This window comes from Vibrio gallaecicus, assembly GCF_024347495.1.
In the GTDB taxonomy this organism is placed as follows: domain Bacteria; phylum Pseudomonadota; class Gammaproteobacteria; order Enterobacterales; family Vibrionaceae; genus Vibrio; species Vibrio gallaecicus.
The window spans coordinates 2,423,868-2,449,068 of the sequence record NZ_AP025490.1 but is presented as its reverse complement, the minus strand read 5'-3'; the positions used below and the strand labels follow the sequence as shown (position 1 = coordinate 2,449,068).

Annotated in this window: 23 protein-coding genes; 11 read left to right on the top strand and 12 right to left on the bottom strand. The window is 40.4% G+C overall.

Annotated elements, in window-relative coordinates; translation table 11 throughout:
* Positions 1–32: 32 nt before the first annotated feature.
* From OCU78_RS10490 to OCU78_RS10470, 5 genes are all read right to left on the bottom strand, one after another.
* Positions 33–488, bottom strand: coding sequence for an NfeD family protein (locus tag OCU78_RS10490; RefSeq protein WP_137374780.1), 456 nt, complete (start codon positions 486–488; stop codon positions 33–35).
* 2 nt (positions 489–490) lie between these two features.
* Positions 491–1,420: an SPFH domain-containing protein gene (locus tag OCU78_RS10485; protein WP_137374779.1), complete on the bottom strand. Its 930-nt coding sequence runs from the start codon at positions 1,418–1,420 to the stop codon at positions 491–493.
* A gap of 213 nt (positions 1,421–1,633) precedes the next feature.
* Positions 1,634–2,488 carry a co-chaperone YbbN gene (locus OCU78_RS10480; protein WP_137374778.1) on the bottom strand — a complete coding sequence of 285 codons (855 nt, stop codon included), beginning with the start codon at positions 2,486–2,488 and terminating at the stop codon, positions 1,634–1,636.
* A 474-nt stretch (positions 2,489–2,962) separates the two neighbouring features.
* Positions 2,963–3,790 (bottom strand): SDR family oxidoreductase, encoded by an 828-nt coding sequence (locus tag OCU78_RS10475; RefSeq protein ID WP_137374777.1) that lies wholly within the window; start codon positions 3,788–3,790, stop codon positions 2,963–2,965.
* Positions 3,791–3,836: 46 nt separating this feature from the next.
* The gene (locus OCU78_RS10470) at positions 3,837–4,751 is read right to left on the bottom strand and encodes a TIGR01777 family oxidoreductase (RefSeq protein WP_137374776.1); all 915 of its coding nucleotides are present in this window, start codon (positions 4,749–4,751) and stop codon (positions 3,837–3,839) included.
* A 316-nt stretch (positions 4,752–5,067) separates the two neighbouring features.
* Here OCU78_RS10470 and OCU78_RS10465 point away from each other — a divergent pair, with 316 nt between their 5' ends.
* The 5 genes from OCU78_RS10465 (at position 5,068) to yfcE (ending at position 7,949) form a co-directional block, all read left to right on the top strand.
* Positions 5,068–5,802 carry a DUF1538 domain-containing protein gene (locus OCU78_RS10465; RefSeq protein WP_137374775.1) on the top strand — a complete coding sequence of 245 codons (735 nt, stop codon included), beginning with the start codon at positions 5,068–5,070 and terminating at the stop codon, positions 5,800–5,802.
* The gene (locus OCU78_RS10460; protein ID WP_137374774.1) at positions 5,799–6,593 is read left to right on the top strand and encodes a DUF1538 domain-containing protein; all 795 of its coding nucleotides are present in this window, start codon (positions 5,799–5,801) and stop codon (positions 6,591–6,593) included. Before OCU78_RS10465 ends, OCU78_RS10460 begins: the two co-directional genes overlap by 4 nt.
* Entirely contained in the window at positions 6,583–6,933 is a 351-nt protein-coding gene (locus OCU78_RS10455; RefSeq protein ID WP_137374773.1) for a P-II family nitrogen regulator, read from the top strand. The genes OCU78_RS10460 and OCU78_RS10455 overlap by 11 nt, the downstream gene beginning before the upstream one ends.
* The gene (locus OCU78_RS10450) at positions 6,930–7,337 is read left to right on the top strand and encodes a CBS domain-containing protein (protein ID WP_137374772.1); all 408 of its coding nucleotides are present in this window, start codon (positions 6,930–6,932) and stop codon (positions 7,335–7,337) included. The genes OCU78_RS10455 and OCU78_RS10450 overlap by 4 nt, the downstream gene beginning before the upstream one ends.
* A gap of 66 nt (positions 7,338–7,403) precedes the next feature.
* On the top strand, positions 7,404–7,949 hold the full coding sequence (gene yfcE, locus OCU78_RS10445) for a phosphodiesterase (protein ID WP_137374771.1): 546 nt from the start codon (positions 7,404–7,406) through the stop codon (positions 7,947–7,949).
* 98 nt (positions 7,950–8,047) lie between these two features.
* Here the strand turns inward: yfcE and OCU78_RS10440 are convergent, their stop codons facing one another.
* Both OCU78_RS10440 and OCU78_RS10435 read right to left on the bottom strand, forming a co-directional pair.
* Entirely contained in the window at positions 8,048–8,563 is a 516-nt protein-coding gene (locus OCU78_RS10440) for a regulatory protein ToxS (RefSeq protein ID WP_137374770.1), read from the bottom strand.
* Between the two features lies 1 nt (position 8,564).
* Positions 8,565–9,473, bottom strand: a complete 909-nt coding sequence (locus OCU78_RS10435) for a transcriptional regulator (RefSeq protein WP_137374769.1) — start codon at positions 9,471–9,473, stop codon at positions 8,565–8,567.
* Positions 9,474–9,745: 272 nt separating this feature from the next.
* Here OCU78_RS10435 and htpG point away from each other — a divergent pair, with 272 nt between their 5' ends.
* From htpG to rfaH, 4 genes are all read left to right on the top strand, one after another.
* On the top strand, positions 9,746–11,650 hold the full coding sequence (gene htpG / locus OCU78_RS10430) for a molecular chaperone HtpG (RefSeq protein WP_137374768.1): 1,905 nt from the start codon (positions 9,746–9,748) through the stop codon (positions 11,648–11,650).
* Positions 11,651–12,051: 401 nt separating this feature from the next.
* Positions 12,052–12,696 (top strand): adenylate kinase, encoded by a 645-nt coding sequence (adk, locus tag OCU78_RS10425; protein WP_137374767.1) that lies wholly within the window; start codon positions 12,052–12,054, stop codon positions 12,694–12,696.
* Between the two features lie 111 nt (positions 12,697–12,807).
* Positions 12,808–13,761: a ferrochelatase gene (gene hemH, locus OCU78_RS10420; RefSeq protein WP_137374766.1), complete on the top strand. Its 954-nt coding sequence runs from the start codon at positions 12,808–12,810 to the stop codon at positions 13,759–13,761.
* Between the two features lie 137 nt (positions 13,762–13,898).
* Positions 13,899–14,405, top strand: coding sequence for a transcription/translation regulatory transformer protein RfaH (gene rfaH / locus OCU78_RS10415; protein ID WP_137374765.1), 507 nt, complete (start codon positions 13,899–13,901; stop codon positions 14,403–14,405).
* Positions 14,406–14,503: 98 nt separating this feature from the next.
* On the opposite strand, the gene asnB is transcribed toward rfaH, so the two are convergent.
* From asnB to nagA, 4 genes are all read right to left on the bottom strand, one after another.
* A complete protein-coding gene (asnB, locus tag OCU78_RS10410) occupies positions 14,504–16,168 on the bottom strand; it encodes an asparagine synthase B (protein ID WP_137374764.1) in 1,665 nt (554 codons plus the stop codon).
* Positions 16,169–16,424: 256 nt separating this feature from the next.
* A complete protein-coding gene (locus tag OCU78_RS10405; RefSeq protein WP_137374763.1) occupies positions 16,425–18,011 on the bottom strand; it encodes a cation:proton antiporter family protein in 1,587 nt (528 codons plus the stop codon).
* A gap of 80 nt (positions 18,012–18,091) precedes the next feature.
* Complete coding sequence (gene nagC / locus OCU78_RS10400; protein WP_137374762.1) at positions 18,092–19,306, bottom strand: DNA-binding transcriptional regulator NagC; 1,215 nt, start codon at positions 19,304–19,306, stop codon at positions 18,092–18,094.
* Between the two features lie 2 nt (positions 19,307–19,308).
* Positions 19,309–20,445: an N-acetylglucosamine-6-phosphate deacetylase gene (nagA, locus tag OCU78_RS10395; protein WP_137374761.1), complete on the bottom strand. Its 1,137-nt coding sequence runs from the start codon at positions 20,443–20,445 to the stop codon at positions 19,309–19,311.
* 475 nt (positions 20,446–20,920) lie between these two features.
* On the opposite strand from nagA, the gene nagE reads away from it, so the two are divergent.
* Together nagE and glnS are read left to right on the top strand one after the other, a co-directional pair.
* Positions 20,921–22,480 (top strand): N-acetylglucosamine-specific PTS transporter subunit IIBC, encoded by a 1,560-nt coding sequence (gene nagE, locus OCU78_RS10390; protein WP_137374760.1) that lies wholly within the window; start codon positions 20,921–20,923, stop codon positions 22,478–22,480.
* A 302-nt stretch (positions 22,481–22,782) separates the two neighbouring features.
* The gene (gene glnS, locus OCU78_RS10385) at positions 22,783–24,450 is read left to right on the top strand and encodes a glutamine--tRNA ligase (RefSeq protein ID WP_137374759.1); all 1,668 of its coding nucleotides are present in this window, start codon (positions 22,783–22,785) and stop codon (positions 24,448–24,450) included.
* Between the two features lie 108 nt (positions 24,451–24,558).
* Here glnS and fcrX read toward each other — a convergent pair whose 3' ends face one another.
* Complete coding sequence (gene fcrX / locus OCU78_RS10380; RefSeq protein WP_137374758.1) at positions 24,559–25,008, bottom strand: ferric iron uptake transcriptional regulator FcrX; 450 nt, start codon at positions 25,006–25,008, stop codon at positions 24,559–24,561.
* Positions 25,009–25,201 lie beyond the last annotated feature (193 nt).

Genomic DNA, 25,201 nt, shown 5'->3' with positions numbered 1-25,201 from the left:
TTGAATTTGCTTTCCACGAAGGTCTGTCTCTGTTAACCATTTTTTTGCTGAATAGTTAAAATGATACCATCAACATCGGTCACTACTACTTCTGTACCAGCTTTTAAATCTTCATTTGAGATTGCAGACCAAGAGCTATCACCAAGCTTTACGCGACAATTTCCCTTTATGATATCTTCATCTAACCGGATTGTTTTTCCAATTAATTGTTTATCTCTTTGGTTCAAATCCCGAGACTTATCCGAAGCTTTGTCTTGTGAAAGTTGCCTTCTCCACCATAACCAAGTTGTTATTAAAGAGAAACTACCGAAAGATAGCCACTGAACTTGCCAGCCTATAGGTAAGACAGCGACAAGTACACCAACTAGCATGGCTGAAATACCTAGCCATAGAAAATAGCCCGCGGCTCCTAAAAGCTCGACAGAAAGTAACGCGAGCCCGAAAGCTAACCAATGCCAGTGGTTAACTTGTTCTAACAGTTCGACCATACCTACCCCTTATTTTGAGAGTCCGGTTTTTGATTAAACATTTCAGCGACACCGGCAATTGACCCCATTAAACCGGTAGCTTCAAGTGGAAGCATTATCACTTTACCATTTTCTGCTTGACCGATAGATTTTAGAGCATCGGTATAGCCTTGAGCTATAAAGTAATTAACCGCTTGCATATCACCTTGAGCAATAGCCGTTGATACCATCTCTGTTGCTTTAGCTTCAGCTTCAGCAGCACGTTCACGGGCTTCAGCTTGTAGTATTGCAGCCTGTTTCTGACCTTCGGCTTTTAAAATCTCTGACTGTTTATGACCTTCAGCCTTAAGGATCTCAGCTTGTCTAACGCCTTCCGCTTCTAAAATATCAGCACGCTTATTACGTTCTGCTTTCATTTGTGCATTCATCGCGGCAGTTAAATCTGCTGGTGGTTGTACATCTTTAATTTCGATACGAGTAACTTTGACACCCCATGGGTTCGTTGCGCTATCGACGATAGTCAAAAGTTTCGTATTGATCATGTCTCGTTGGCTTAACATTTCATCAAGCTCCATTGAGCCAAGAACGGTACGGATGTTAGTCAGAGTTAGGTTGCGAATCGCATGTTCAAGATCATTCACTTCATAAGCAGCTTTAGGTGCATCAATGACTTGAACAAAACATACAGCATCAATAACGACATTTGCATTGTCTTTAGAAATAACTTCTTGTGCGGGAATATCAAGAACACGTTCCATCATACTGATCTTTTGACCAATACGATCAATGAAAGGGATGATTAAATTAAGCCCTGGCTTTAGGGTGACGGTATACCTTCCAAAGCGTTCAACGGTCCAATTATTACCTTGAGGTACCGTCTTTACACCGGAGAAAATAAATAAAACCGCGACGACAATAAAGCCGCCGATAGTTATTAAAGTATCAATAGCCATACAATATCCTTTTAATTAATAGTTATTAAAGAGATATTGGCTTAAATTGGTTTTATGGGCAAATTTATAAATGAGAAATGGGTTATAAAACATTGATTTTATAACCCATTACTCATAATTCCGATGAATAGATGACCCAATATTCTTGTTTACAATTCGGTCAAGTTTAAATGAAGCTTAGTTCATATTTTTGGTGATTAACTTGGTTGATGATTAATAAAGTAGTGAATACAGTTGGCGACGGTATTTACTTGCTGATGTATTACTTTGTCCTAGCGCACTTAAAATATCCATGAAGGCTTTTTTCATATCGCCATCGTGAGCATTGAGGTTCTTTTGTAAGAAGCCCCATAACAGCTCTAATGCCTCTTCACTACGATTAACTTGATGATACTGCAGAGCAAGCTCTGATGCTGATTTCTCATCAGTAGGATTAGACGTTAGTGCTGCTTCCAATGCTTGGATTTCTGGACTATCAGCTGCTTGTTTATGTAACTCAAGCTTAGCAACTAGCCCTTTATAGTAATTATCTTGATATTCGAGAGGGATAGTTTGAAGTTGTGTATCTGCTAAATCAAATTGTTGTGTTTCTAATAAGCATTCTGCAATCGCAAGTTTGACTTCGCCTTTTTTTGAAAGCTCTTCGGGTAATTGTTGCATGCCCGCGAGTGCCTGAGTGTACTCTCCAGCTTGCATGAGTTCTAGAGATTGGCGTAATGCAAGTTCATCTTGGCTTGGCAGGTGTTTATTTAGCATTTCAGTTATAGCTTCGATGGATTGAGGACCACCTAAACCATCAACGGGCTGACCATTCACAAACAATGCGATTGTCGGTAAAGCTTGTACACCAAATTGTCCCGCAATTGCTTGTTCTTGTTCGCAGTTGAGTAAAGCAAGTGTGAAAGCCCCATTATATTGCTGTGTGAGTGTTTGAAGCTCTGGGATGATTTGCGCACTTTCTTGGCTCATCGGCGCCCAAAAATGAATGAGTACAGGTGCCTGCATTGAACCTTCTAAAATTTGGCGAAAGTTCTGTTCATTGAGTTCAACAATATGCGGAGATTGCATTGACGTTCCTTGAATATTTTATGGGTACGCTGCAAATATGGGGTGAGCTTTCAATAACTTCAAGTTTAACGTTATGTATTTCTTATCACTATGAGCTAGAAGGTAATGAATAATAGGGTGAAAGAAATAACGAGATGAAATCGATGACGCTACGAAACTCTGCGGGAAGTAGGGTCCCAGCTCATAAGTTTCGTAGCGTAAAAGATAGATTTATTAATGGATTAAGTAATTCGGCAGTAAAGAGGCGTGATGAGATAAGCGGTAAACTATTCAAAATATTATAAATAAGGTTATTGCAACGCTCACGCCAACCCAATTTAGTAAGTTTAATGTCATTGATTTCCTTTCTATTCACTTAATGGATGCATGGATAGCTCAGGTTCAATATTGACATCTTATTGTTACGGAAAAATTACATCGTTACATCTAATTCTGTGAATCTTCGTGTAAAAATGTAATTTATTTTAATGGATTTTAAGCCGCTTTTCTTAATAAGGGGTCGAGCCAGCGACTTGGTAGAATTCGCTTTAATACTGAAAACACTTTTGTCGGTGTCGTAATTCGATACCTTAGTTTGGGCTTACTCGCAGTAAGAGCATGCATAACAGGCTTGATGCAACTTTCAGGAGGAAGAACGAAAGCATTGTTGGAACCTGTGTTTGAAAGCCTTTGTAATTGTTGTTCATAAGCCGCTTTATGATAGCTATCTGATGGGGTTATCCAGCGTTTGAAAGATAGTAGCGCATTTGCCCTGAATTGAGTTTCAATCGGACCGGGTTGGATTATTGATACGTGTATGTTTGAGCTATGGAGTTCAAGCCTTAAAGTATCCGTCCAGCCCTCAATAGCAAATTTAGATGCGTTGTATGCCCCTCTGTATTTCATTGCTGCAAAACCTAGTACAGAGCTATTTTGGATAATTCGTCCTTTACCATTTTCTCGCATATGAGGAAGAATCTGCAGCACAAGGTGATGCCAGCCAAAGAAGTTAGTTTCGAATTGCTCCCTTAGACCTTGTGTAGGAAGATCTTCCAGTGCACCGGCTTGCCCATACGCTCCATTATTGAAGAGAGCATATAAACCATTGTCAGATAGAGAGATAGCCTGTTTCGCTCCTTCTTCAATACTTTGTTCAGAGGTAAGGTCTAGCTGAATGCAAGTTAATCCTTCTTCTTGAAGGCGCTGAACATCCTCTGACTTTCGGCAGGAAGCAATAACATGGAAACCATGGTTATTGAGGTAGTGAGCAGTGGTATAGCCAATACCGCTTGAACAACCTGTAATTAAAATGGATTTCTTCACAAAATGAACCTAAATCAAGTAATAAGCATCTTGCTAGAATAAAGAATTAATTAGGGTGTTGTAATAGATTTTTTAACGCTGGTTCAACTCTTGAGTAACTAAATATAAACCCCATTTCTGTCAGCTTCTTTGGTTTTGCTCTTATGCTGTCAAAGAGTAGGCAAGAAGACTCACCCATGAGTAGTGACATTGCCCATTTAGGTGTGAATAAAATATGAGGTCTTCTGAGCTGTTTGGCTAAGGTTTGACTAAATTGTTTATTAGTCGCAGGGTGAGGAGCACATAAGTTGAACTCTCCCTGAGCATGTTGGGTGGCAAGTAAGTGATTAATGGCCCTAACCATATCAAGTATATGAATCCACGGCATATATTGCTTTCCAGAGCCTATAGGACCACCTAGCCCTAATTTGTAAGGTAACAGCATTTTTTGAAGTGCTCCGCCATGCTTGCCCAGAACGATTCCTGTTCTGAGTAAAAGGACGCGAGTCATGTTTGATTGGGCGCGCTTAGCGATATCTTCCCAATGAGAACAAACTTGATGAGGAAAGTTCATGTGATAAACATGCAGGCTTTCATCAAAAGGGTGTTCTTGTTGGTCACCATAATAACCGACGGCAGAACCACTGATAAAAACCTCAGGCGGCTCAGTACTTGCGTGAATAAGCGAGACGATTTTTTCCGTAATATTCCAACGGCTATGACAAATTTCTTCTTTTTGAGTCGCGGTCCATCTTTTATCGGCTATTGGTTCTCCGGCTAAATTGATGACTGCGGTAAACCCGTTGAGATCATTCAAATTATCTAGTGATTGAATGTAGCGAATATTATTTTGGTTTATATGGCTAAGGTTTTGCTTAGCTTTACTTGGATCACGTGTGAGTAAAGTTACCTCGTGTGTATTCCAGCTTTTTATTAGTTCAGAACCGATAAAACCAGTCCCGCCAGTCAACAATATCTTCATAAATCCCTCCCAATCTTTTTAATTATAGACATGGCTTGTTTTGATTGGCTAATTCAATACGTCACTTTCACTATAACGATCAATTAGTTTCATTATTGTGATAGTGCAGTATTAGGCTTCTAGAACGGTTGCTCATTTTTTAAACCCCTCTAAACATCACATTTACAATAAAAAATAATAGGGGTTACTTAGCGCTTTAGGTTCGTCACACCATTGCAGATGACTATTTGCCATGATTACTCTGCGTTATAGGAATTGGCTCACTAATAAAAACACGTAATTACTATAAGTATGTAGAGTCATTTAAGGAGAATGAATGTCAGCAGTGCTCGCTTTACTAAAAGCCATGTTAGGTAGTTTTAGGGATCTGCTACCGATCGTTGTTGTTATTGCATTTTTTCAGTTGGTGGTACTTCAAGAGCCATTGCCAAACTTATTGTCTATTTTATTTGGATTAATGCTGGTGGTGCTTGGGCTTACATTTTTTATTTTTGGGCTTGAAATGGGGCTGTTTCCAATAGGGGAATCTATGGCTCAATCCTTTGCTCGAAAAGGAAGTGTGTTTTGGCTACTAATTTTTGCTTTTTGTTTGGGGTTTGGTACCACGATAGCAGAGCCCGCTTTAACGGCTGTTACTGCAGAAGCAGCAGAGGTGGCTGCTGAAGGTGGTGTTATTCCAAACAATGAGCATGACATGGAAAATTATGCAGACGGACTTAGGTTGACTGTCGCTGTTTCAGTTGGCTTAGCTATTTTACTTGGTGTTTTAAGAATTCTAAAAGGGTGGCCAATTCATTACATGATCATAGGTGGCTATATAGGTGTCGTGATACTGACAGGATTTGCTCCACAAAATATTATTGGGATTGCTTATGACTCAGGGGGAGTCACTACCTCTACCATTACTGTTCCATTAGTCACTGCTTTAGGAGTAGGGCTAGCTTCTGCAATTAAAGGTAGAAACCCAATGGTTGACGGCTTTGGGTTGATCGCTTTTGCTTCGTTACTGCCAATGATGTTTGTAATGATTTATGGAATGGTGATGACATGATCAGTCTTCATCAGTTCATCGCAACTTTTATTAGCACTGTAAGCGATGTAATTCCTATCGCGGCAATTATCTTTGGTTTTCAATTTGCTGTATTGAGGAAGCCAGTTAAGAACCTAGGCACGGTTTTACTGGGTTTCTTTTACGTGATTCTTGGACTTTCGCTATTTTTACTCGGGCTAGAATTAGCACTGTTTCCGCTGGGGGAGACAATGGCTATGCAGTTGACAGAGCCTGAATTTCTGACTGAATTTAAAATAAGTTCTGGGTTAGTCCTTACTTGGTTTGATTACTACTGGGTATATCTATTCGCTTTTTTTATTGGATTTAGTACCACCATTGCAGAGCCCTCATTAATTGCTGTAGCAATAAAAGCCAACCAAGTTTCTGGTGGCAGTATTAGCGTTAATGGCTTGAGAATTGCTGTTGCACTTGGAGTGGCTTTTGGTATTTCTTTGGGGAGTTATCGAATTGTCGCAGGTGATCCTATTCATTACTACATCATTACTGGCTATGTAGTTGTGGTGATACAAACATTTTATGCCCCTAAACTGATTGTCCCACTGGCTTATGATTCAGGTGGTGTCACAACATCAACAGTCACGGTTCCTCTTGTCACGGCTTTAGGGCTCGGGCTTGCCTCTACGGTTCCTGGACGAAATCCTGTTATTGATGGTTTTGGTTTGATTGCCTTTGCCAGTTTATTCCCCATTATTTCCGTTATGAGTTACGCACAGATAACTCAATGGTTAAACAACTCTCGAGCCGCTAAGGAGAAAAGAGATGCGCTTTAAACTTATCTTGGCATTTGTAGAAGACAGTAAAACAGACATGGTACTTGATGCAGCACGGAGCGCCGGAGCGACTGGTGCAACGGTCATTAACCATGCGAGAGGGCAAGGCTTAAACCAAAAACGCACCTTCTTTGGGCTGACACTAGAGGTACAAAAAGATGTGTTGCTGTTTGTGGTGGAAGAGCACCTATCTCGGCATATTTTAGAAAGAATTGGAGAGGTTGGTGAATTTGATAAAGAGTCAGGTCAGGGTATTGCCGTGCAGATTGATATTGAAGATGCTGTTGGTGTGGCACACCAAGTAGAAACGTTAACGAAAGTTGTTGAGGGGGAGCTATGACAACTCATGAAAAAGTGCGCGTGAGAGACGTAATGGCAAACACATATGTTCTTGTGGATGGCTTAACAAGTGTTCATGAAGGAATAGAGTTAGCCAGAAATCATAAGGTTAAGGCTTTGATTGTTGATAAGCGTCATGACGATGATGAATACGGTATTGTGCTGATGAATGACATTGCTAAGAAAGTACTGGCGAAGAACCGTTCATCAAAGCGCACTAATATTTATGAAATTATGACTAAGCCAGCTTTGGCTGTTTCAGCTGATATGAATGTAAAATATTGTGCTCGGTTATTTGAACGTTTCGGTATTAGCCGGGCGCCAGTTATTTCTGAAGGTAAGATCATTGGAATGGTTAGTTACAATAATATTGTGATTAATGGTATGGCTAAAGGTGATCTATAAACTCTGACTTTTTTACTCGCAGGAATACGAATACAATGACCTGACTAATTTTAGGGAGAAGTAAGCGTGAAATTGTTCTTTGCCTCTGATTTGCATGGTTCGTTGCCAGCAACAAAAGAAGTACTTCAGCGATATGTTGAGTCAGGTTGTGATCATTTGATTTTATTGGGTGATACGCTTAATCACGGTCCAAGAAACCCGATTCCTGAAGGGTATAACCCGCCCCAAGTGGCAGAAGCGTTAAATATGTATTCTGATCAAATTATCGCAGTGCGCGGTAATTGTGATAGCGAAGTGGATCAAATGTTGCTGTCGTTCCCAATGATGTCTGATTATGCGTGGGTATTGTTGGAATCAGGTCGTCGCCTATTTTTAACACATGGGCACTTATTTAATAATGATAAGAGACCGCCTCTAAAAGAGGGTGATGTACTTGCACATGGGCATACTCATATCCCTGTAGCGCAATATCAATCTGGAATATTCATATTCAACCCTAGCTCAGTGACTTTTCCGCGAGAAGGGCATCCAGCAAGCTATGGTATTTATCAAGATGGATGCTTTGAAGTGTTCAGTTTAGCGAATGAGTTGCTGATTTCAGGGCGTCTTTAATCGTCACTTTCTTTAGACGATTGAGTTAATACCAATAATAAAACTAAAAAGGTCAGCAAATCGCTGACCTTTTAATATTTTATCTAGAAGCTTTAATACTAGTTTGAAAAGAGCACGGTAGACCCGTGGTTTAAGCTAGTCAGTAACAACGTCTTCTGGTTAACAATATCAATTCTTCTGCTTTGCTCCGCGTCCATTTTAATTACTTGAGTAATCAGTTTTAGTTGGTCTTGAGTAAAGTCTTTACTTTGTGCAGATGAGACATCTTTAAATTCAGTTGGAGAGATGAGCAGGTAATTATCATTAATATCCCACTGACCTGTTTCTGAAATATTGATGATATTTGGCGTTTCGCTTTCCTCTACAAACAAGTGCACAACAGATATACGTATGTAAGTACCATTAGGTAAATACTTTGCATTTGACTGTAATTCAACACGACGAAGCGGACCAATAGCATCTTCTTGAACGACTTCATTCAGTAAGGTAACCATCTTAGACTGCCATTCTCGGGATGTGAGAAGCTGTTCTACTTTCGCATCGCTTCCCCAATATAACCAACCACTTAGAATTGCTGAAGCCACAAGCATTAGTAGAGATACTTTCAATTTCATACTAGTGGTTTCCTTTGCATATTGTGCTTAAATCGGTTTGGTTAGCAAAAATTCTCAAAGTAATATTTTCACTTGAATGCTCTTGAGAGTGTACGTAATTCAACACTAGCTGATTACCTTGTCCACCAGTAGCAATCACTTGTGATGGTTTGAGTTCACCTTGGTGCTCATTCGTATAATGCACTACACATTTTTCTATCGCAGGCAACCATGAATCTAAAGTTGGGTGATTCATTGGGTATAAAATATCAACTGAGTTCACGGTTGATAACGTTCGAAAATCTGATTGAGCAGGTGTGGTAAAAGCAAGCACCAATATAGGCAGTAAAAGAGCAAACAAAATAATACCACGGCTAAGCCATGGGTTTTCTTGGGCCATTACTTTTGCTGGAGTCCCAACCTTTGGTACCTCTAGAACGCTTTCTGCTACGTGTTGTGATTCATGCTGGGCTGTTGGTCGTTCAACCTCTTGTGCTTCGGGCTCAGAAAATTCGATTTCTTTATCTAGGCTTTTACCTAATATAGAGGTGTCTATATTGATTGGAGTGTCGCTAGAAGAAAGAGGTGCAGAACGTTCAACACTCGCAATAAATTGGTAGCCTCGTTTGGGCACAGTTTTGACAAATTCAGGTGATTTTGTCGAATCCTTGAGCATCTTACGTAATGTTGATACGGCTTGAGTTAGGCTTGAATCATCCACTTCAAAGCCTTGATCTCGCCATACATATTCATGCAGTTCATTACGGGTAATGACTTCGTTCGGTCTTTCTGACAGCATAAGTAGAATGCGGCTTTCATTACTGCCAAGACGAACGACGTCACTGTCATTCATTTGATCAACTAGCGAGTTGCTGTTTGGGTCAAATACAAACCGTTGTGCGAGAATAAACTTAGTGCCTATATTACTCATTGAATTCTTCTATATTGGAGATGATTCTTAATTGCTCATACATAACCTGGAGTGAAAACCGCTTCAAAATGAATTCATATTCAGGTTTGTTTGATGTTCTTTTATAGTTTGGCGAGGCAAGCATAATCAAAACAAAACAAAAAAACAGTGTTTTTATGTTTTTTGACCTTGAATTTACATTTGTCATCCTCATGTTAATGAACATATGTCAGCCCTGCAAGGTGGGCTGAATCTCGAATTACTATTATCAGTATAGATGTTTTGGAGTAAAAATGAGCGAAACAGCAACGCAAAATAAAGAAACTCGTGGCTTTCAATCTGAAGTAAAACAATTACTTCACTTAATGATTCATTCATTGTATTCAAATAAAGAGATTTTCCTTCGTGAATTGATTTCTAACGCATCTGATGCTGCCGATAAACTTCGCTTCCAAGCTTTATCAAATGGTGATTTATACCAAGGTGATGCTGATTTAGGTGTGAAGCTTTCTTTCAGTGCTGAAACCAATACTCTAACCATTTCTGACAATGGCATAGGTATGAGCCGTGATGATGTTATTGAACATTTAGGTACGATTGCTAAATCAGGAACGGCTGATTTTTTCTCAAAGCTATCAGATGACCAGAGCAAAGATTCACAATTAATTGGTCAGTTTGGTGTTGGTTTCTATTCTGCATTTATTGTTGCTGACGCGGTAACTGTTCGTACTCGTGCCGCTGGTGCAGCAAATGATCAAGCTGTTCAATGGTCTTCTGCTGGTGAAGGCGATTACACGATTGAAGATATTACTAAAGAGTCTCGCGGCACCGATATCATTCTTCATATGCGTGAAGACGGTAAAGAGTTCTTAAATGAATGGCGCTTACGTGAGGTTATTGGTAAGTACTCTGATCACATCGGTATTCCTGTTTCAATCTTAACAGCAGTAAAGGATGAAGAAGGCAAAGATACTGAAGAGAAAAAATGGGAACAGATAAATAAAGCTCAGGCTTTATGGACTCGTAATAAGTCTGATATCGAAAAAGAAGAGTACCAAGAGTTCTATAAGCATGTATCTAATGACTTTGCTGATCCACTAACGTGGAGCCACAATAAAGTTGAAGGTAAAAACGATTACACAAGCCTACTTTATATTCCCGCGAAAGCACCATGGGATATGATGAACCGCGATCATAAAAGTGGTCTAAAACTTTATGTACAACGCGTATTCATTATGGATGATGCAGAGCAATTCATGCCTTCATACATGCGTTTTGTTCGTGGTTTGATTGATTCAAATGATTTACCACTGAACGTATCTCGTGAAATTTTACAAGATAACAAAGTGACTCAATCGCTTCGTGGTGCATGTACTAAGCGTGTACTTACTATGCTTGAACGCATGGCTAAGAATGACAATGAAAAGTACCTAGAATTTTGGAAAGAATTCGGCTTAGTCATGAAAGAAGGCCCTGCTGAAGATATGGGTAACAAAGAGAAGATTGCCGGTCTTTTACGTTTTGCATCGACTCATGTTGATTCCTCTGATCAAACTGTCGATCTTGCTTCTTACGTTGAGCGTATGAAGGAAGGGCAAGATAAGATTTATTACTTAACAGCAGATAGCTACGCAGCCGCAAAAAACAGCCCTCACTTAGAGCAGTTTAAAGCGAAAGGTATTGAAGTTGTTCTTATGTTTGATCGTATCGATGAATTCCTAATGAACTACTTAACGGACTTCGATGATAAGCAATTCCAATCTATCACTAAAGCAGGCTTAGATTTAAGTAAGTTCGAAGGTGAAGAAGAGAAAGAAAAGCAGAAAGAAACAGAAGAAGAGTTTAAGTCTGTTGTTGAACGTACTCAGTCTTACCTTGGTGAGCGTGTTAAAGAAGTTCGAACTACGTTTAAGCTTGCGAATACTCCGGCAGTTGTCGTGACAGATGATTTTGAAATGGGCACACAGATGGCTAAGCTTCTTGAAGCTGCAGGTCAAGCAGCCCCAGAAGTTAAGTATATTTTTGAAATTAACCCTGAACACGCGCTGGTAAAACAGATGGCTGATGAAGCTGACGAGCAAGCATTTGGTCGCTGGGTTGAAGTGCTTCTAGGTCAAGCTATGCTAGCTGAAAAAGGCTCAATGGAAGACCCATCTCAATTTTTAGGTGCAATTAATAACCTATTGACTAAAGGTTAATTAATCATACAATAGTTTAGTTGGTCAATAAAAAGCTCGTTTTTACGGGCTTTTTTGATGATTATCGTCGATATTGTATTGTTTTAGATTATTCTGGTTGGCAACTTTATTAGGTTGCCATACTTATATATTCTTTAGTCTTAAATTCAGCAAAACTGAATATTAATGTGGTAGAATGCCGACCTAAATAGACGTTTAGATTAAGTTTTTCTTTCCAAGTTAAACCAATTTTACTTTAAACATTATACCGAAACTTACCGCTAGAACTTATTGTTAGCCATTTCATGCGTTCTCAGTTTTTGAGAGTTGCCCGGTGTTACTGAATACTAGTAATGCTAATTGTGAGTGTTTGCTAATAGTGAGCTTCGGTATAAATCATATTTTTTATAAGAGGATTCAACATGCGCATCATCCTTCTAGGTGCTCCAGGTGCTGGTAAAGGTACTCAAGCTAACTTCATCATGAATAAATTTGGTGTACCTCAAATTTCTACTGGTGACATGCTTCGTGCTGCTATCAAAGCGGGCACTGAGCTTGGTAAGCAAGCAAAGTCTGTGATCGATGCTGGTCAACTAGTGTCTGATGAAATCATTCTTGGTCTTATCAAAGAGCGTATCGCTCAAGATGATTGTGAGAAAGGTTTCCTTTTAGATGGTTTCCCTCGCACAATTCCACAAGCTGATGGCTTGAAGGAAATGGGTATTACAGTTGACTACGTTGTTGAATTTGACGTAGCTGATGACGTTATTGTTGAGCGTATGGCGGGTCGTCGTGCTCACCTAGCTTCAGGTCGTACATACCATGTTGTTTTCAACCCATCTAAGGTTGAAGGTAAAGATGACATTACTGGTGAAGACCTTGTTGTTCGTGATGATGATAAAGAAGAAACAGTACGTGCTCGTTTAGGTGTTTACCATGAGCAAACAGCACCGCTGATCTCTTACTACGGTAAAGAAGCGGAAGCTGGCAATACTAAGTACCTTAAATTTGACGGTACTAAGCAAGTTGCAGAAGTTAGTGCTGAACTTGAGAAAGCGTTATCATAATTGGCTAACAGCCAGTTTTATAATTTGATATATTAGAAGCGACCTTTTGGTCGCTTTTTTATTTTTAAATTGTATGGATTTTATATTCATCAGTGATCGTCTTAGGTAAATATGGAAAATAATAAAAAACAGGGTGTCTTGCTTGTTAACCTTGGCACACCAGATGAAGCAACACCTGCCGCGGTTAGGAAGTTTTTAGGTGAATTCCTACATGATAAACGTGTAGTGAACCTTACTCGTTGGTTATGGTGTCCCATACTCCATGGCGTAATCTTACCTATTCGCTCTCCCAAAGTTGCAAAGTTGTATCAGTCAGTTTGGATGGATGATGGCTCACCGTTACTTGTTTATTCACTACGTCAGGTGGAAAAATTACAAGCGAAGCTAGATATGCCAGTGGCTCTTGGAATGACTTACGGGAATCCCAGCTTAAAATTTGGAATAGAGACACTTATGTCTCAAGGGGTAGAAGAGGTTATTGTCTTGCCTCTATATCCTCAATATTCAGGAACCACTACAGCCGCGGTTTCTGATGGCTTAACTAAAGCTTTTAAAACCCTTCCGGTACTCCCTAGCTATCAGTTCATTCGTGATTACTATTCACAGCCTTTATATATCAAAGCCTTAGCAGCTAGTGTTAGAGAGCATTGGGAAAGTAATGGTCGAGGGGATTATTTATTGTGCTCTTATCATGGTATTCCTAAACGTTTAGCTGATGAAGGTGATATCTACCCTAATCATTGTGAAGAAACGACCGAGTTACTTGCGGCAGAATTAGGGCTAAATAAGGATCAGATAGGGATGACGTATCAGTCGCGTTTTGGGCGTGAAGAATGGTTAAAACCTTATACAGACAAAACTCTGGAAGAGCTTCCAAAGCGTGGAATCAAAAAATTAGATATTATGGCTCCGGCATTTTCAGTCGACTGTTTAGAAACATTAGAAGAGATTTCTGATCAGTGCCAAGAAATATTTTTAGAGGCTGGTGGTGAAAAATTTAGTTATATCAGTTGTTTAAATGATAGTGATCAACACATTGATATGATGAAGCAGCTTGTTTCATAATTTCATTAGATAAATATAAAACTTAACCGTAGAATTCGAGAGTACAGTGGGTTAGTATCTCCAAAATTATTCAGATACGTCATTCTGTATAGTTGGTGGTGTTAAATAGAATATAAATAAATAAATGGCTTAGATATATGAAACGTTGGTATTTACTATACTGTAAGCGTGGAGATCAATGTAGAGCAAAATTACACTTAGAAAATCAAAATATAGAGTGTTTTTATCCTCAAATTGATGTCAAAAAAACAGTAAGAGGAAAGCAAAAGGTCGTTCAAGAACCGTTATTCCCTTCTTACATGTTTGTTCGCTTTGATTATGAGAACGGTCCGAGTTTTACGACTATTCGTTCTACAAGAGGTGTTGTGGACTTTATTCAATTTGGTTCCGTACCTTATGAAGTTCAAGGCGATTTGCTGTATGAACTTAAGCAGTTAGAAAAAAAAGAAAAGCTTTCTTGTACGGAATTAAATATATCACCAAGCTACGGTGATATGGTGAAGGTGACTAATGGACAATTTGCTGGAATGGAAGCGCTATACCAAGAAAAAGATGGTGAAATGCGTTCGATTATTCTGGTTAAAATGATTAGCCAAGTGGTTCCCGTTAGCGTTGACACTCAAAATTTGGCGTTCGCATGCTAACATTTCGTTCGTAATGAATATTTACTAACAATGTAATTTTTAAATATGAAAAAGGCGCTTTTAATAAGCGCCTTTTGTATTTTTAATGGAATTAAACTTTAATAAGCATCGTTATGGACGGCTTGAACTGCACGACCTGAAGGGTCAACACAGTTTTTGAATGACTCATCCCATTCAATTGCTTTCGCCGATGAGCAAGCTACTGAAGGGCCGCCAGGAACACACTCTGCTGCAGATTCAAGAGGGAATAACTCAGCAAAAATCTCACGATAAGCATAACCCTCTTTTGTTGTTGGAGTGTTGTATGGGAATCGGAAAGCTGCTGTTTCCAACTGCTGATCCGTTACCTTTGCTTCCGCAGTTGCTTTTAGTGTGTCGATCCACTCATAGCCAACACCATCAGAGAATTGCTCTTTTTGACGCCATGCAATTGAATCTGGTAGATAGTCTTCGAAACACTCACGTAGAATATGTTTCTCCATTTTACCGTTACCGCACATTTTATCTTCAGGATTCAGGCGCATTGCCACATCAATGAACTCTTTGTCCAAGAATGGAACACGACCTTCAACACCCCAAGCCGCAAGTGATTTGTTTGCACGGGCACAGTCAAACATGTTCAGCGCAAGGAGCTTACGTACTGTTTCTTCATGGAACTCTTGAGCGTTTGGTGCTTTGTGGAAGTATAAGTAACCACCAAATATTTCATCAGCACCTTCGCCAGAAAGTACCATTTTGATGCCCATTGCTTTGATTTTACGAGCAAGTAAGTACATTGGAGTTGAAGCGCGAATAGTTGTTACATCATATGTTTCAATGTGGTAAATAACATCACGGATAGCATCCAGACCTTCTTGAATGGTGTAAGTCATTTCGTGGTGAACAGTACCAATCTTATCTGCGACTTCACGCGCAGCAATCAGATCTGGAGCGCCTTCTAAACCGACAGCAAATGAGTGCAATTGTGGCCACCAAGCTTCAGATTGCTCATCGTCTTCAATACGCATAGCGGCATAACGTTTAGCAACTGCAGAAGTGATTGATGAATCAAGACCACCAGAAAGAAGTACACCATAAGGTACATCTGTCATTAGCTGGCGTTTAACGGCTGCTTCTAGTGCTTCAGTAAGTTCTTCTTTACTAGTGCTGTTACCTTGAACGGCGGCATATTCGTTCCAATCACGAGTGTAATAACGTTGAGGTTCAGCATCTTTTGAGCTGTAGAAGCTACCTGGAGGAAATTCACTCACTGTTTTACATACAGGTACTAGTGCTTTCATTTCCGAGGCAACGTAGTAGTTACCGTTTTCATCATAGCCTTGATAAAGAGGGATGATACCGATGTGGTCACGACCCACCAGGTACTCATCTTTTTCTTCATCGTAAAGTATGAATGCAAAAATACCATTCAATTCTTCTAGAAGATCGGCGCCCATTTCTTGGTAAAGCGCTAAGATAACTTCACAATCTGAGTCTGTTTGGAAATGGTACTTATCTTCATAACGAGCACGAAGTTCTTTGTGATTATAGATTTCACCATTTACTGCAAGGATGTGTTTCTTATCTTGGCTGTATAGAGGTTGAGCACCACTATTTAAGCCTACGATAGCAAGACGTTCGTGAGCTAAAATTGCTTTCTCACCAGCATAAATACCAGACCAATCAGGACCACGATGACGTAATTTTTTAGACATCTCAAGAGCAACAGGGCGAAGTGCTGCAGCATCACTTTTAATATCAAGAATGCCAAATACTGAACACATAGAACTTCCTTTTAAATAATTTCTAAATCAACTGTATTCAATTTGCCATTCTGACTAAAAAAAGCAACCGAATATCAATAAAATAATTATTTAAAAGACGTTTGATTAGAATTTATTTAATTAAACTGCCATTTTGTTAGATGAGATTAACTTTCTGTGCGAAGGTTGACCAAATACCTCAAAAATTAATCTAAAAAGATAAATTAATGAGGTATTTTCGCCTGAAGCCTGAAGCCTGAAGCCTGAAGCCTAAAGCCTAAAGCTTAACGATTTGCGGTTGGAGTTGATCGCAGACATGTCTAGCAAAACCACTACCAGCTTCACTATAGATATTAAATGCTGCATCTACGCCTTGTTCTTTCAGTGAGTCTAGCTGATCTTGGTATTCAGCGATGGCAGCAATTTGCCCTTTGAATTGGCGGGTTTGAAGCTGCTCTAAGGCAATTTGGTTACCTTGGTGGTGCGGCATCGCTAGAATAACGAGCTTTACGTTAGCAGTATCAAGTATACGCTCCCAAAAATCTGGATCGGTCGCATCGCCAGTGATGACATTTCGCCCGTGACTTCGGTGAACATGGGCACCTTCCTCACGGACTTCAACTCCTAGGCTTACTTTTCCGTAACGGGATCTCAATTCGTCATAAGCACCAGTGCCGATACGCCCCATACCTAAGATTAAAACTTGAGCGCGACCTGGGTCGATTAATTGATCCCGTTGGTTAAGGTTTTCTGCCGCGTGCTCTTTTAACCATTTGCCTGATTGCTGGTAAAGCTTGTGACCTGCCCTATTTAGCGGAGCTGCAATAATGAAGGAAAGGGAGACTGCAATTGCGACTGCAACAAGTATATCACCTGACATCCATCCCATCTTGAAAGCAAGTCCACCAACAATTAACCCAAATTCGCTGTAGTTAAATAAGGATAGAGAAGCTAATAGCGATGTTCGAACTCTAAATTTAAACTTATTGAGAACCCAAAAGTATAAAATGCCTTTAATTGGAAGTAGCAATAAAAATAGAAGAGCAAGAGCAAAGCCTTGGACTGTAGGTTGATCTGACAACCCAATATTTAAGAAGAAACAAACAAGGAACAACTCTTTGAGGTTGAACAGTGATTTAGACAGTTCTGAGGCTTTAGAGTGACCAGCCAGTAACATACCTAAAACGAGCGCACCTAAATCTGCTTTCATTCCTACCAATTCGAATAACCCAGCACCGACGACTAAAGCAAAGAAGATCCCGAAGAGAACTAACATTTCCCCATGTCCGACCCAGTCTAGTACTTTATAAAAAATAGGGCGAAGAAGCGGAAGTGCGAATAGCGCAATAGCGTACCACTCTGGAATCTTCCCTGTGGATGCGGTTAGGAAGACCACTGCAAAGATATCTTGCATGACCAGAATACCAATCGCTAAGGTGCCGTAGGTAGCATTCATTTCACCTTTTTCTTGTAGTGATTTGACTGCGAAAACTGTACTAGAAAAGGAAAGCGCAAAGCCAAGTAGAACAATTTGTTCTGTGGACATGTTGACCAGTGCAGAAACACCAAGAAATTTAAACGCAAACAAAGCCAGGGCAAAAAAGAGGGTAGAGAGTAGGTTATGTACTGTGGCACCAGCCCAAATTTCTTTTGAGAGAAGGGTCTTTATGTCCAGCTTTAAACCAATGGTAAAGAGTAGGAGAGTAACACCTAGGTCAGATAGAGTGATGATGGTGTCATTGGTTTGAAAACCCGCAGCATAAAGCCCAAACCCCGCGAGTAAAAAACCCACAAGTGGAGGGAGGTGGCACTTAAGAGCGATGAAACCAGCTATAAACGCTGTTGATATAAGAATAAGTTCCATAAGTTATTATTGTTGTTCCCTAGCTTAAAAAAACGGGCCGTGTTTATACAAACACGACCCGTGAGTAATCAGATAATAGTCTAGCCTTCGAGTAACTTCTGCAGTAAAACGCCATTGAGCATTGCGCGCTTAATCATAGCAAAAGCGCCCATTGTCGGATGCTTGTCGATTTCAGATGCTACAATAGGTAATCCGCTATGGAAAGCCGTTAACGATTGATTCTCTACATTACGTCTTATTGCTGGGAAAACAATGTCTTGAGCGTGAGTTATATCACCTGCAATAATAACCTTTTGAGGGTTAAACAGGTTGATGGTCATCGCAATTGCTTTTCCGAGCTGATTGCCTACTCGTACTAAGCTTTGTTTCGCAAGCTCGTCGCCGTTTAGTGCATGCTCACAAACATCGTGGATGGTTATTGTATCCAGTTCAGTTAATGAAGATTCATAACCTTGTTTAATCAGCTTTCTTACTCGATCAATGATGGCTGGATTTGCAGCAACCGTTTCTAGGCAGCCAAAATTACCACATTGGCATTGTTCGCCCAGTGGATCGATCTGAATATGACCAATTTCACCTACATTTCGATTAAACCCAAGAAATACCTGACCATTCACAATAATGCCTGCACCAGTTCCTCGGTGAACACTCACTAAAATTGAATCTTGGCAATCTTTGCTTGAGCCAAAGTAGTGTTCAGCTAGAGCCATCCCGCGAACATCATTCCCAACAAAACAAGCTACATGGAAAGTATCACGTATGATATCGCCCATTGCGAGGTTATCGATGTCAGTGTTTGGCATGTATTCAACCACGCCTGTTGTCGGGTTAACTAGCCCTGGAAGGGTAATGCCGATGGCAATCAGTTGATCAATGTAAATTTGGTTTGCATCGATGAATGATTTCAAGTGATTAACAAGACCTTGTGTAAGGTCAGATTGATTGGTGTAATCGAGTTCTTGTTGGGAGAAAGCGAGCTCTTTTCCGCCTAAATTATATAAGCTGAATTGAATGTAATCTCGACCAAGCCTAACGGCAATTGAGTGAAATGGCTCAACTTCCGTAGTCAAAGAAATAGCGCGCCTACCGCCGGTAGACGCTTGCTGCGCGACCTCTTTTATTAGACCGCGTTCTAATAGTTGGCGGGTAATTTTTGTAACACTAGCAGGTGCTAGTTGACTTACATCAGCCACTTGTATGCGACTGATAGGACCTTGTTGGTCAATCAGTCGATATACAGCTGCACTATTTAGCTGTTTAACTAAATCTACGTTACCTATTTGTCCGCCATTCATTATTAATTGTGCTCGTATTGTCCGTTAACAACAGTCGCTTGAACATTAAAGTCACGGTCAAAAACAGCTAGGTTAGCAACAAGGTCTTTTTTAATTCGACCCAATTTACTTTCCACACCGATTGCCTTTGCAGGATATAAAGTAGCCATGCGTAGAGCTTCGTCCAAAGCGATACCAGCGTGCTCGACAGTGTTCTGTACTGCTTCGATCATGGTCAAAGCTGAGCCGCCTAGTGTGCCGTTTTCATCAACACACTTACCATCACGGTAATATACTTTCTTACCGACAAAAATAAAGTATTCCATGTCAGCGCCTGCAGGAGCTGTGGCATCGGTCACTAATACGAGCTTTTCACCTTTGATTTTATGAGCAATTCGGATGTTTGCGTAATCAACGTGGAAGCCATCAGCAATAACACCAGCATACACTTCAGGAGTGTCGTAGATAGCACCGACAACACCAGGCTCGCGCCCAACCATTGGGGTCATGGCATTAAAAAGGTGTGTAGCAAAAGTGATGCCTGCTTCAAAACCTTGACGTGCTTCTGCATAAGTTGCGTTTGTATGACCAATTGATACCACAACGCCAGCTTTTCTTAATCGCTCAATATGTTCAGGATCATTCTGTTCAGGAGCCAGAGTTACCTTAGTTACCAGATCGCTGTTTTCGCAGATAAGACTGATCATTTCGCTGTCAGATTTACGAATGTGGTCTACGCTGTGAATGCCTTTTTTTGCAACATTTAAGTAAGGACCTTCAAGGTGTAAGCCAAGAGATTGGTTTTGGTATTGATTGTGGTACTCACGAGCGGCTGCAATAACAGCTCGCATGTCTTCATCGGAAGATGTGATCAGTGTTGGAAGGAAGCTAGTACAGCCTGATTGAAGGTTAGCCTTATGCATAATTTGCATTGTTTCAGCTGTGATTTCGTCGTTTAGCATTACGCCACCACAACCATTCAGTTGTAGATCAATAAAACCAGGGCTTACGTTTGCACCATTAAGGTCATGGACTTCGATATTTTTTGGTAAATCAGCTACAGGGCAGACTGATTTTATAAGTTCATTTTCAATGATAACGGCGTGGTCCGTTAAAATGTCACTACCAGTGTAGATTTTACAGTTACTTAGCGCGTACATAGTCAGCTAATCCTTATTTCGAGAGATCTTTAAATTTATATACATTACGTGAATAGGAACTTAGTTTTCGAACATCATTTACGTAACGATTTATCTTTCTAGCAAGCGACCGAATTAATGGGGCGCCAATTTAACTTGTTGAAAAATATTGTGAAAAAATTTGTTTTCATTCTATTTTTAGGCATCGTCTATAGGCGTTGATGCGGTGGTTTACCACGGCTCAAGCTGGATTAGAGCAATACATCATGACTGAAATTTTAACTACAAATGTTCATTTTTTTGAATGATAAAATAAGTTTTATGATCTCGCTAGCAAAAACCTTGGGATTTGGCAAAAACTGGTGATTAGGATCACAAATGGTAAGCTTTTAATTTGCGGAGCAAAATTAATGCAATACACTGAATAGGACTAAATTGAGTGACTAAAATAAGTTTCTCAAACGAATTCTAAAAATCCTATAGGGGGAAACAACAAGTGAATATTCTAGGATATGCACAGAAGCTTGGTAAGGCATTAATGCTACCTATCGCAACGCTTCCAATTGCGGCGCTTCTATTACGTTTGGGTCAAGGCGATCTACTTGATATTCCATTTATGGCACAAGCTGGTGGCGCAATTTTTGGCAACCTTCCACTGCTATTTGGTCTAGGTATCGCGATTGGCTTATCTAAAGACGGTAACGGCGCAGCAGGTCTTGCTGGTGCAGTTGCTTACTTCGTATTAACTGCTACAGCAACGACAATTAACGCAGACGTTAATATGTCATTCTTCGGTGGTATCTTCGCAGGTATCATTGCTGGTCACTCATACAACGCTTTCCATGCAACACGACTTCCTGAGTGGTTGGCATTCTTTGCCGGTAAACGTTTAGTACCAATTATGGCCGGTCTATTTGCTCTAGTGGCAGGTGCTGTGTCTGGTGTGGTATGGCCGGGTGTTCAATCTGGTCTAGATGCTCTAGCTCACGCAGTTTCAACGTCTGGTGCTATCGGTCAATTCGTTTACGGTACTCTTAACCGTGCACTTATCCCTGTAGGTCTACACCACGTATTAAACTCATACTTCTGGTTCGGTATGGGTACGTGTCAAGAAATCATCGTTGCTGGTCAAGGCGCATTCGCTAGCATCACTCAACTTTGTGTTGACCCTTCTCTAGCTAAAACTCTAGTTGTTGGTCAAGAGCACACATTCACATTCGCTAACTCAGTAACACCAGAGATTACTACTGTTGTTAAAGAAGTTACTGAAACAGTTAAATCTGGCGACCTACACCGTTTCTTCGGTGGCGATAAAGGCGCTGGCGTATTCATGAACGGTTTCTTCCCAGTAATGATGTTCGGTCTACCTGGTGCTGCACTTGCAATGTACCTAGCTGCTCCTGCTGAAAAACGTAGCCAAGTTGGTGGCGCATTGTTCTCAGTTGCATTCTGTTCATTCCTTACAGGTATCACAGAGCCGCTTGAATTCATGTTTGTATTCCTAGCTCCTGCTCTATACGCAATGCACGCTGTATTTACAGGTCTGTCTCTAGTAGTGGCAAACATGTTTGGAACTCTGCACGGTTTCGGTTTCTCTGCTGGTCTTATCGACTTCGTATTGAACTGGGGTCTAGCAACTAAACCATTCACTCTACTATTGATTGGTCTAGGGTTCGGTGCTCTATACTTCTTTACTTTCTCTTTCGCAATCCGTGCTTTCAACTTGAAGTCGCCAGGTCGTGAAGATGATGACGAAGCAGTTGCAGCTCCAGCTGGTGACGCTCCAAAAGGCGAAGTTGCACGTCAATACCTGAAAGCTCTAGGTGGTCACGAAAACCTAACTTCAATTGACGCATGTATCACTCGTCTACGTCTAACTCTGAAAGACCGTTCAATCGCTGATGAAGCTGTACTTAAGAAACTAGGCGCTAAAGGTGTTGTTAAACTAGGTGAGAACAACCTTCAGGTTATCCTTGGTCCACTAGCTGAAATCGTTGCTGGCGAAATGAAAGCTATCGGTGCTGGTGAAGACCTATCTGATGTTAAACTTCCTTAGTTTCAATCACGCTTAATATAAGCTGTGTAAACTTTAAGAAGATTAAATTATAAAGCCTCCCTTGGGAGGCTTTTTTATTATCTCTGGATCAGACTGATTTGGCGTGTTCTTCAGCGAATAGAAGAATTAATCACAAGAATACGATGGTTCTTATTGTGTAAACACGCAGAATTGTGGATGATTAGCGACAATGATCTTTCAGGCTTTACCTCCTTTGAATATGACATTAAGTCAGCGTGGGTAGGGTGAAGCTCGAAAGCCGATTTTCTGACAATACTAAACCATATATAGAGGTGCTATAGATGAGTGAAGCTGAGGCTCGTCCATCGAATTTTATTCGCCAAATTATTGATAAAGATTTAGCGGATGGTAAACACACTAGCGTGCATACTCGTTTCCCGCCGGAGCCTAACGGCTACCTGCACATTGGTCACGCTAAGTCTATCTGCTTGAACTTTGGTATTGCTCAGGACTATCAGGGACAATGTAATCTACGTTTCGATGATACAAACCCTGAGAAAGAAGACGTTGAATACGTTGAGTCAATTAAGAATGATGTGAGCTGGTTAGGCTTTGAGTGGGCTGGTGATATTTGTTATTCATCAAACTACTTCGATACGCTTTATAACTACGCTGTTGAATTAATTAATAAAGGCTTAGCGTACGTTGACGAGCTAAGTCCTGAGCAGATCCGTGAATACCGTGGAACTCTAAAGGAACCTGGTAAAGCGAGTCCATATCGTGAGCGTAGCCCTGAAGAGAACCTAGCGTTATTTGAAAAAATGCGTGATGGCGCTTTTGAAGAAGGCAAAGCGTGTCTGCGTGCTAAGATCGACATGAGCTCTTCATTCATGGTTATGCGCGATCCAGTTATCTATCGTGTACGTTTTGCACATCATCACCAAACCGGTGATAAGTGGTGCATTTACCCAATGTACGATTTCACGCATTGTATTTCTGATGCATTAGAAGGTATTACGCATTCTATCTGTACATTAGAGTTCCAAGATAACCGTCGCCTATACGATTGGGTTTTGGATAACATCACTATTGAATGTCAGCCTCGCCAATACGAGTTCAGCCGTTTAAACCTTGAATATACGGTTATGTCTAAACGTAAACTGAATCAACTAGTTGTAGAAAACTTAGTTGAAGGTTGGGATGATCCACGTATGCCTACTATTTCTGGTTTACGTCGTCGCGGTTTCACTTCTGCTTCAATTCGTGAGTTTTGTAAGCGTATTGGTGTGACTAAGCAAGAGAATATGATCGAATTTGGCTCTCTAGAATCTTGCATTCGTGATGATCTAAATGAAAACGCACCTCGTGCAATGGCTGTACTTGACCCAATTAAAGTAGTTATTGAAAACTTTGAACAAGATCAAGTTGAAACTCTAACGGTTTCTAACCACCCAAATAACCCAGAGATGGGAACTCGTGAAGTTCCATTTACTCGAGAGATTTGGATTGAACGTGATGACTTCCGTGAAGAAGCAAACAAGAAATACAAACGTTTGGTTCTTGGGAAAGAAGTTCGTCTACGTGGTGCATACGTGATCAAAGCTGAACGTATCGAGAAAGATGCTGAAGGTAATATCACGACTATCTTCTGTTCTTACGATAATGAGACTTTAGGTAAGAATCCTACTGACGGTCGTAAAGTGAAAGGTGTTATTCACTGGGTATCTGCTGATAAAGCATTACCAGCTGAAATCCGCTTATATGATCGTCTGTTTACTGTAGCTAACCCTGCAGCTGCGGATAACTTTGCAGAAACACTTAACCCAGATTCGTTAGTTAAACTGAATGGATTTGTTGAGTCTAGTTTAGGGCAAGCGAAAGCGGAGCAAGGTTTCCAGTTTGAGCGTACTGGCTACTTCTGTGTTGATAATAAAGAATCAACTTCGGACAAGCTAGTATTTAACCGAACTGTAGGTTTACGTGACACTTGGGGTAAAGCTGAAGGGTAAGCCCTTAGCTTAAACAAATGTTTATTAGAAAAAATGCCAGCAATTGATTGCTGGCATTTTTATTATTTGACGAATTGAGCTTAAAGCTGAATCAGCATCTAACCGTTATTATTTTTTTGGTTTGTGTGCGTCTGGGTTGCCTTTACAGTCACCACCTAAGCTTTTGCCGTAAAGGTACAAGCTATGATTCGTTAGGTGAACATTGTAGCGCTCAGCAATTTCTTTTTGACGCTCTTCGATAAGATCATCTGAAAACTCAATTACAGCGCCACAGTCTAGGCACACAAGGTGATCATGGTGATGCTGAGTCGATAGTTCAAATACAGACTTACCGCCCTCAAAATGGTGACGGGTAACAATACCAGCGTCATCGAATTGGTTTAAGACACGATATACTGTCGCTAGACCGATTTCTTCCCCTAAATCGATCAGCTTTTTATACAAATCTTCAGCACTAATATGTTGGCAATCTGGTTGTTGTAATACTTCTAGAATTTTTAGCCTTGGAAGAGTGACCTTAAGTCCTGCATCCTTTAGCGCTTGATTATTGTCTGACATATACTTTCCTGTTGATGATCTGCAGCAATTAACAGAATTCAATATTCCTAACATTATAGGTCACTCAGTGATAACAATAAACCACGAAGTTCAAAGGGTTACTAGTTAGTTTGATAATATGGTTTTGTAAAATAGAGGTATCTCACTTATAGTGGAGGTATGACCAGTTTTACTGGGTGTATTTTACCTCTTG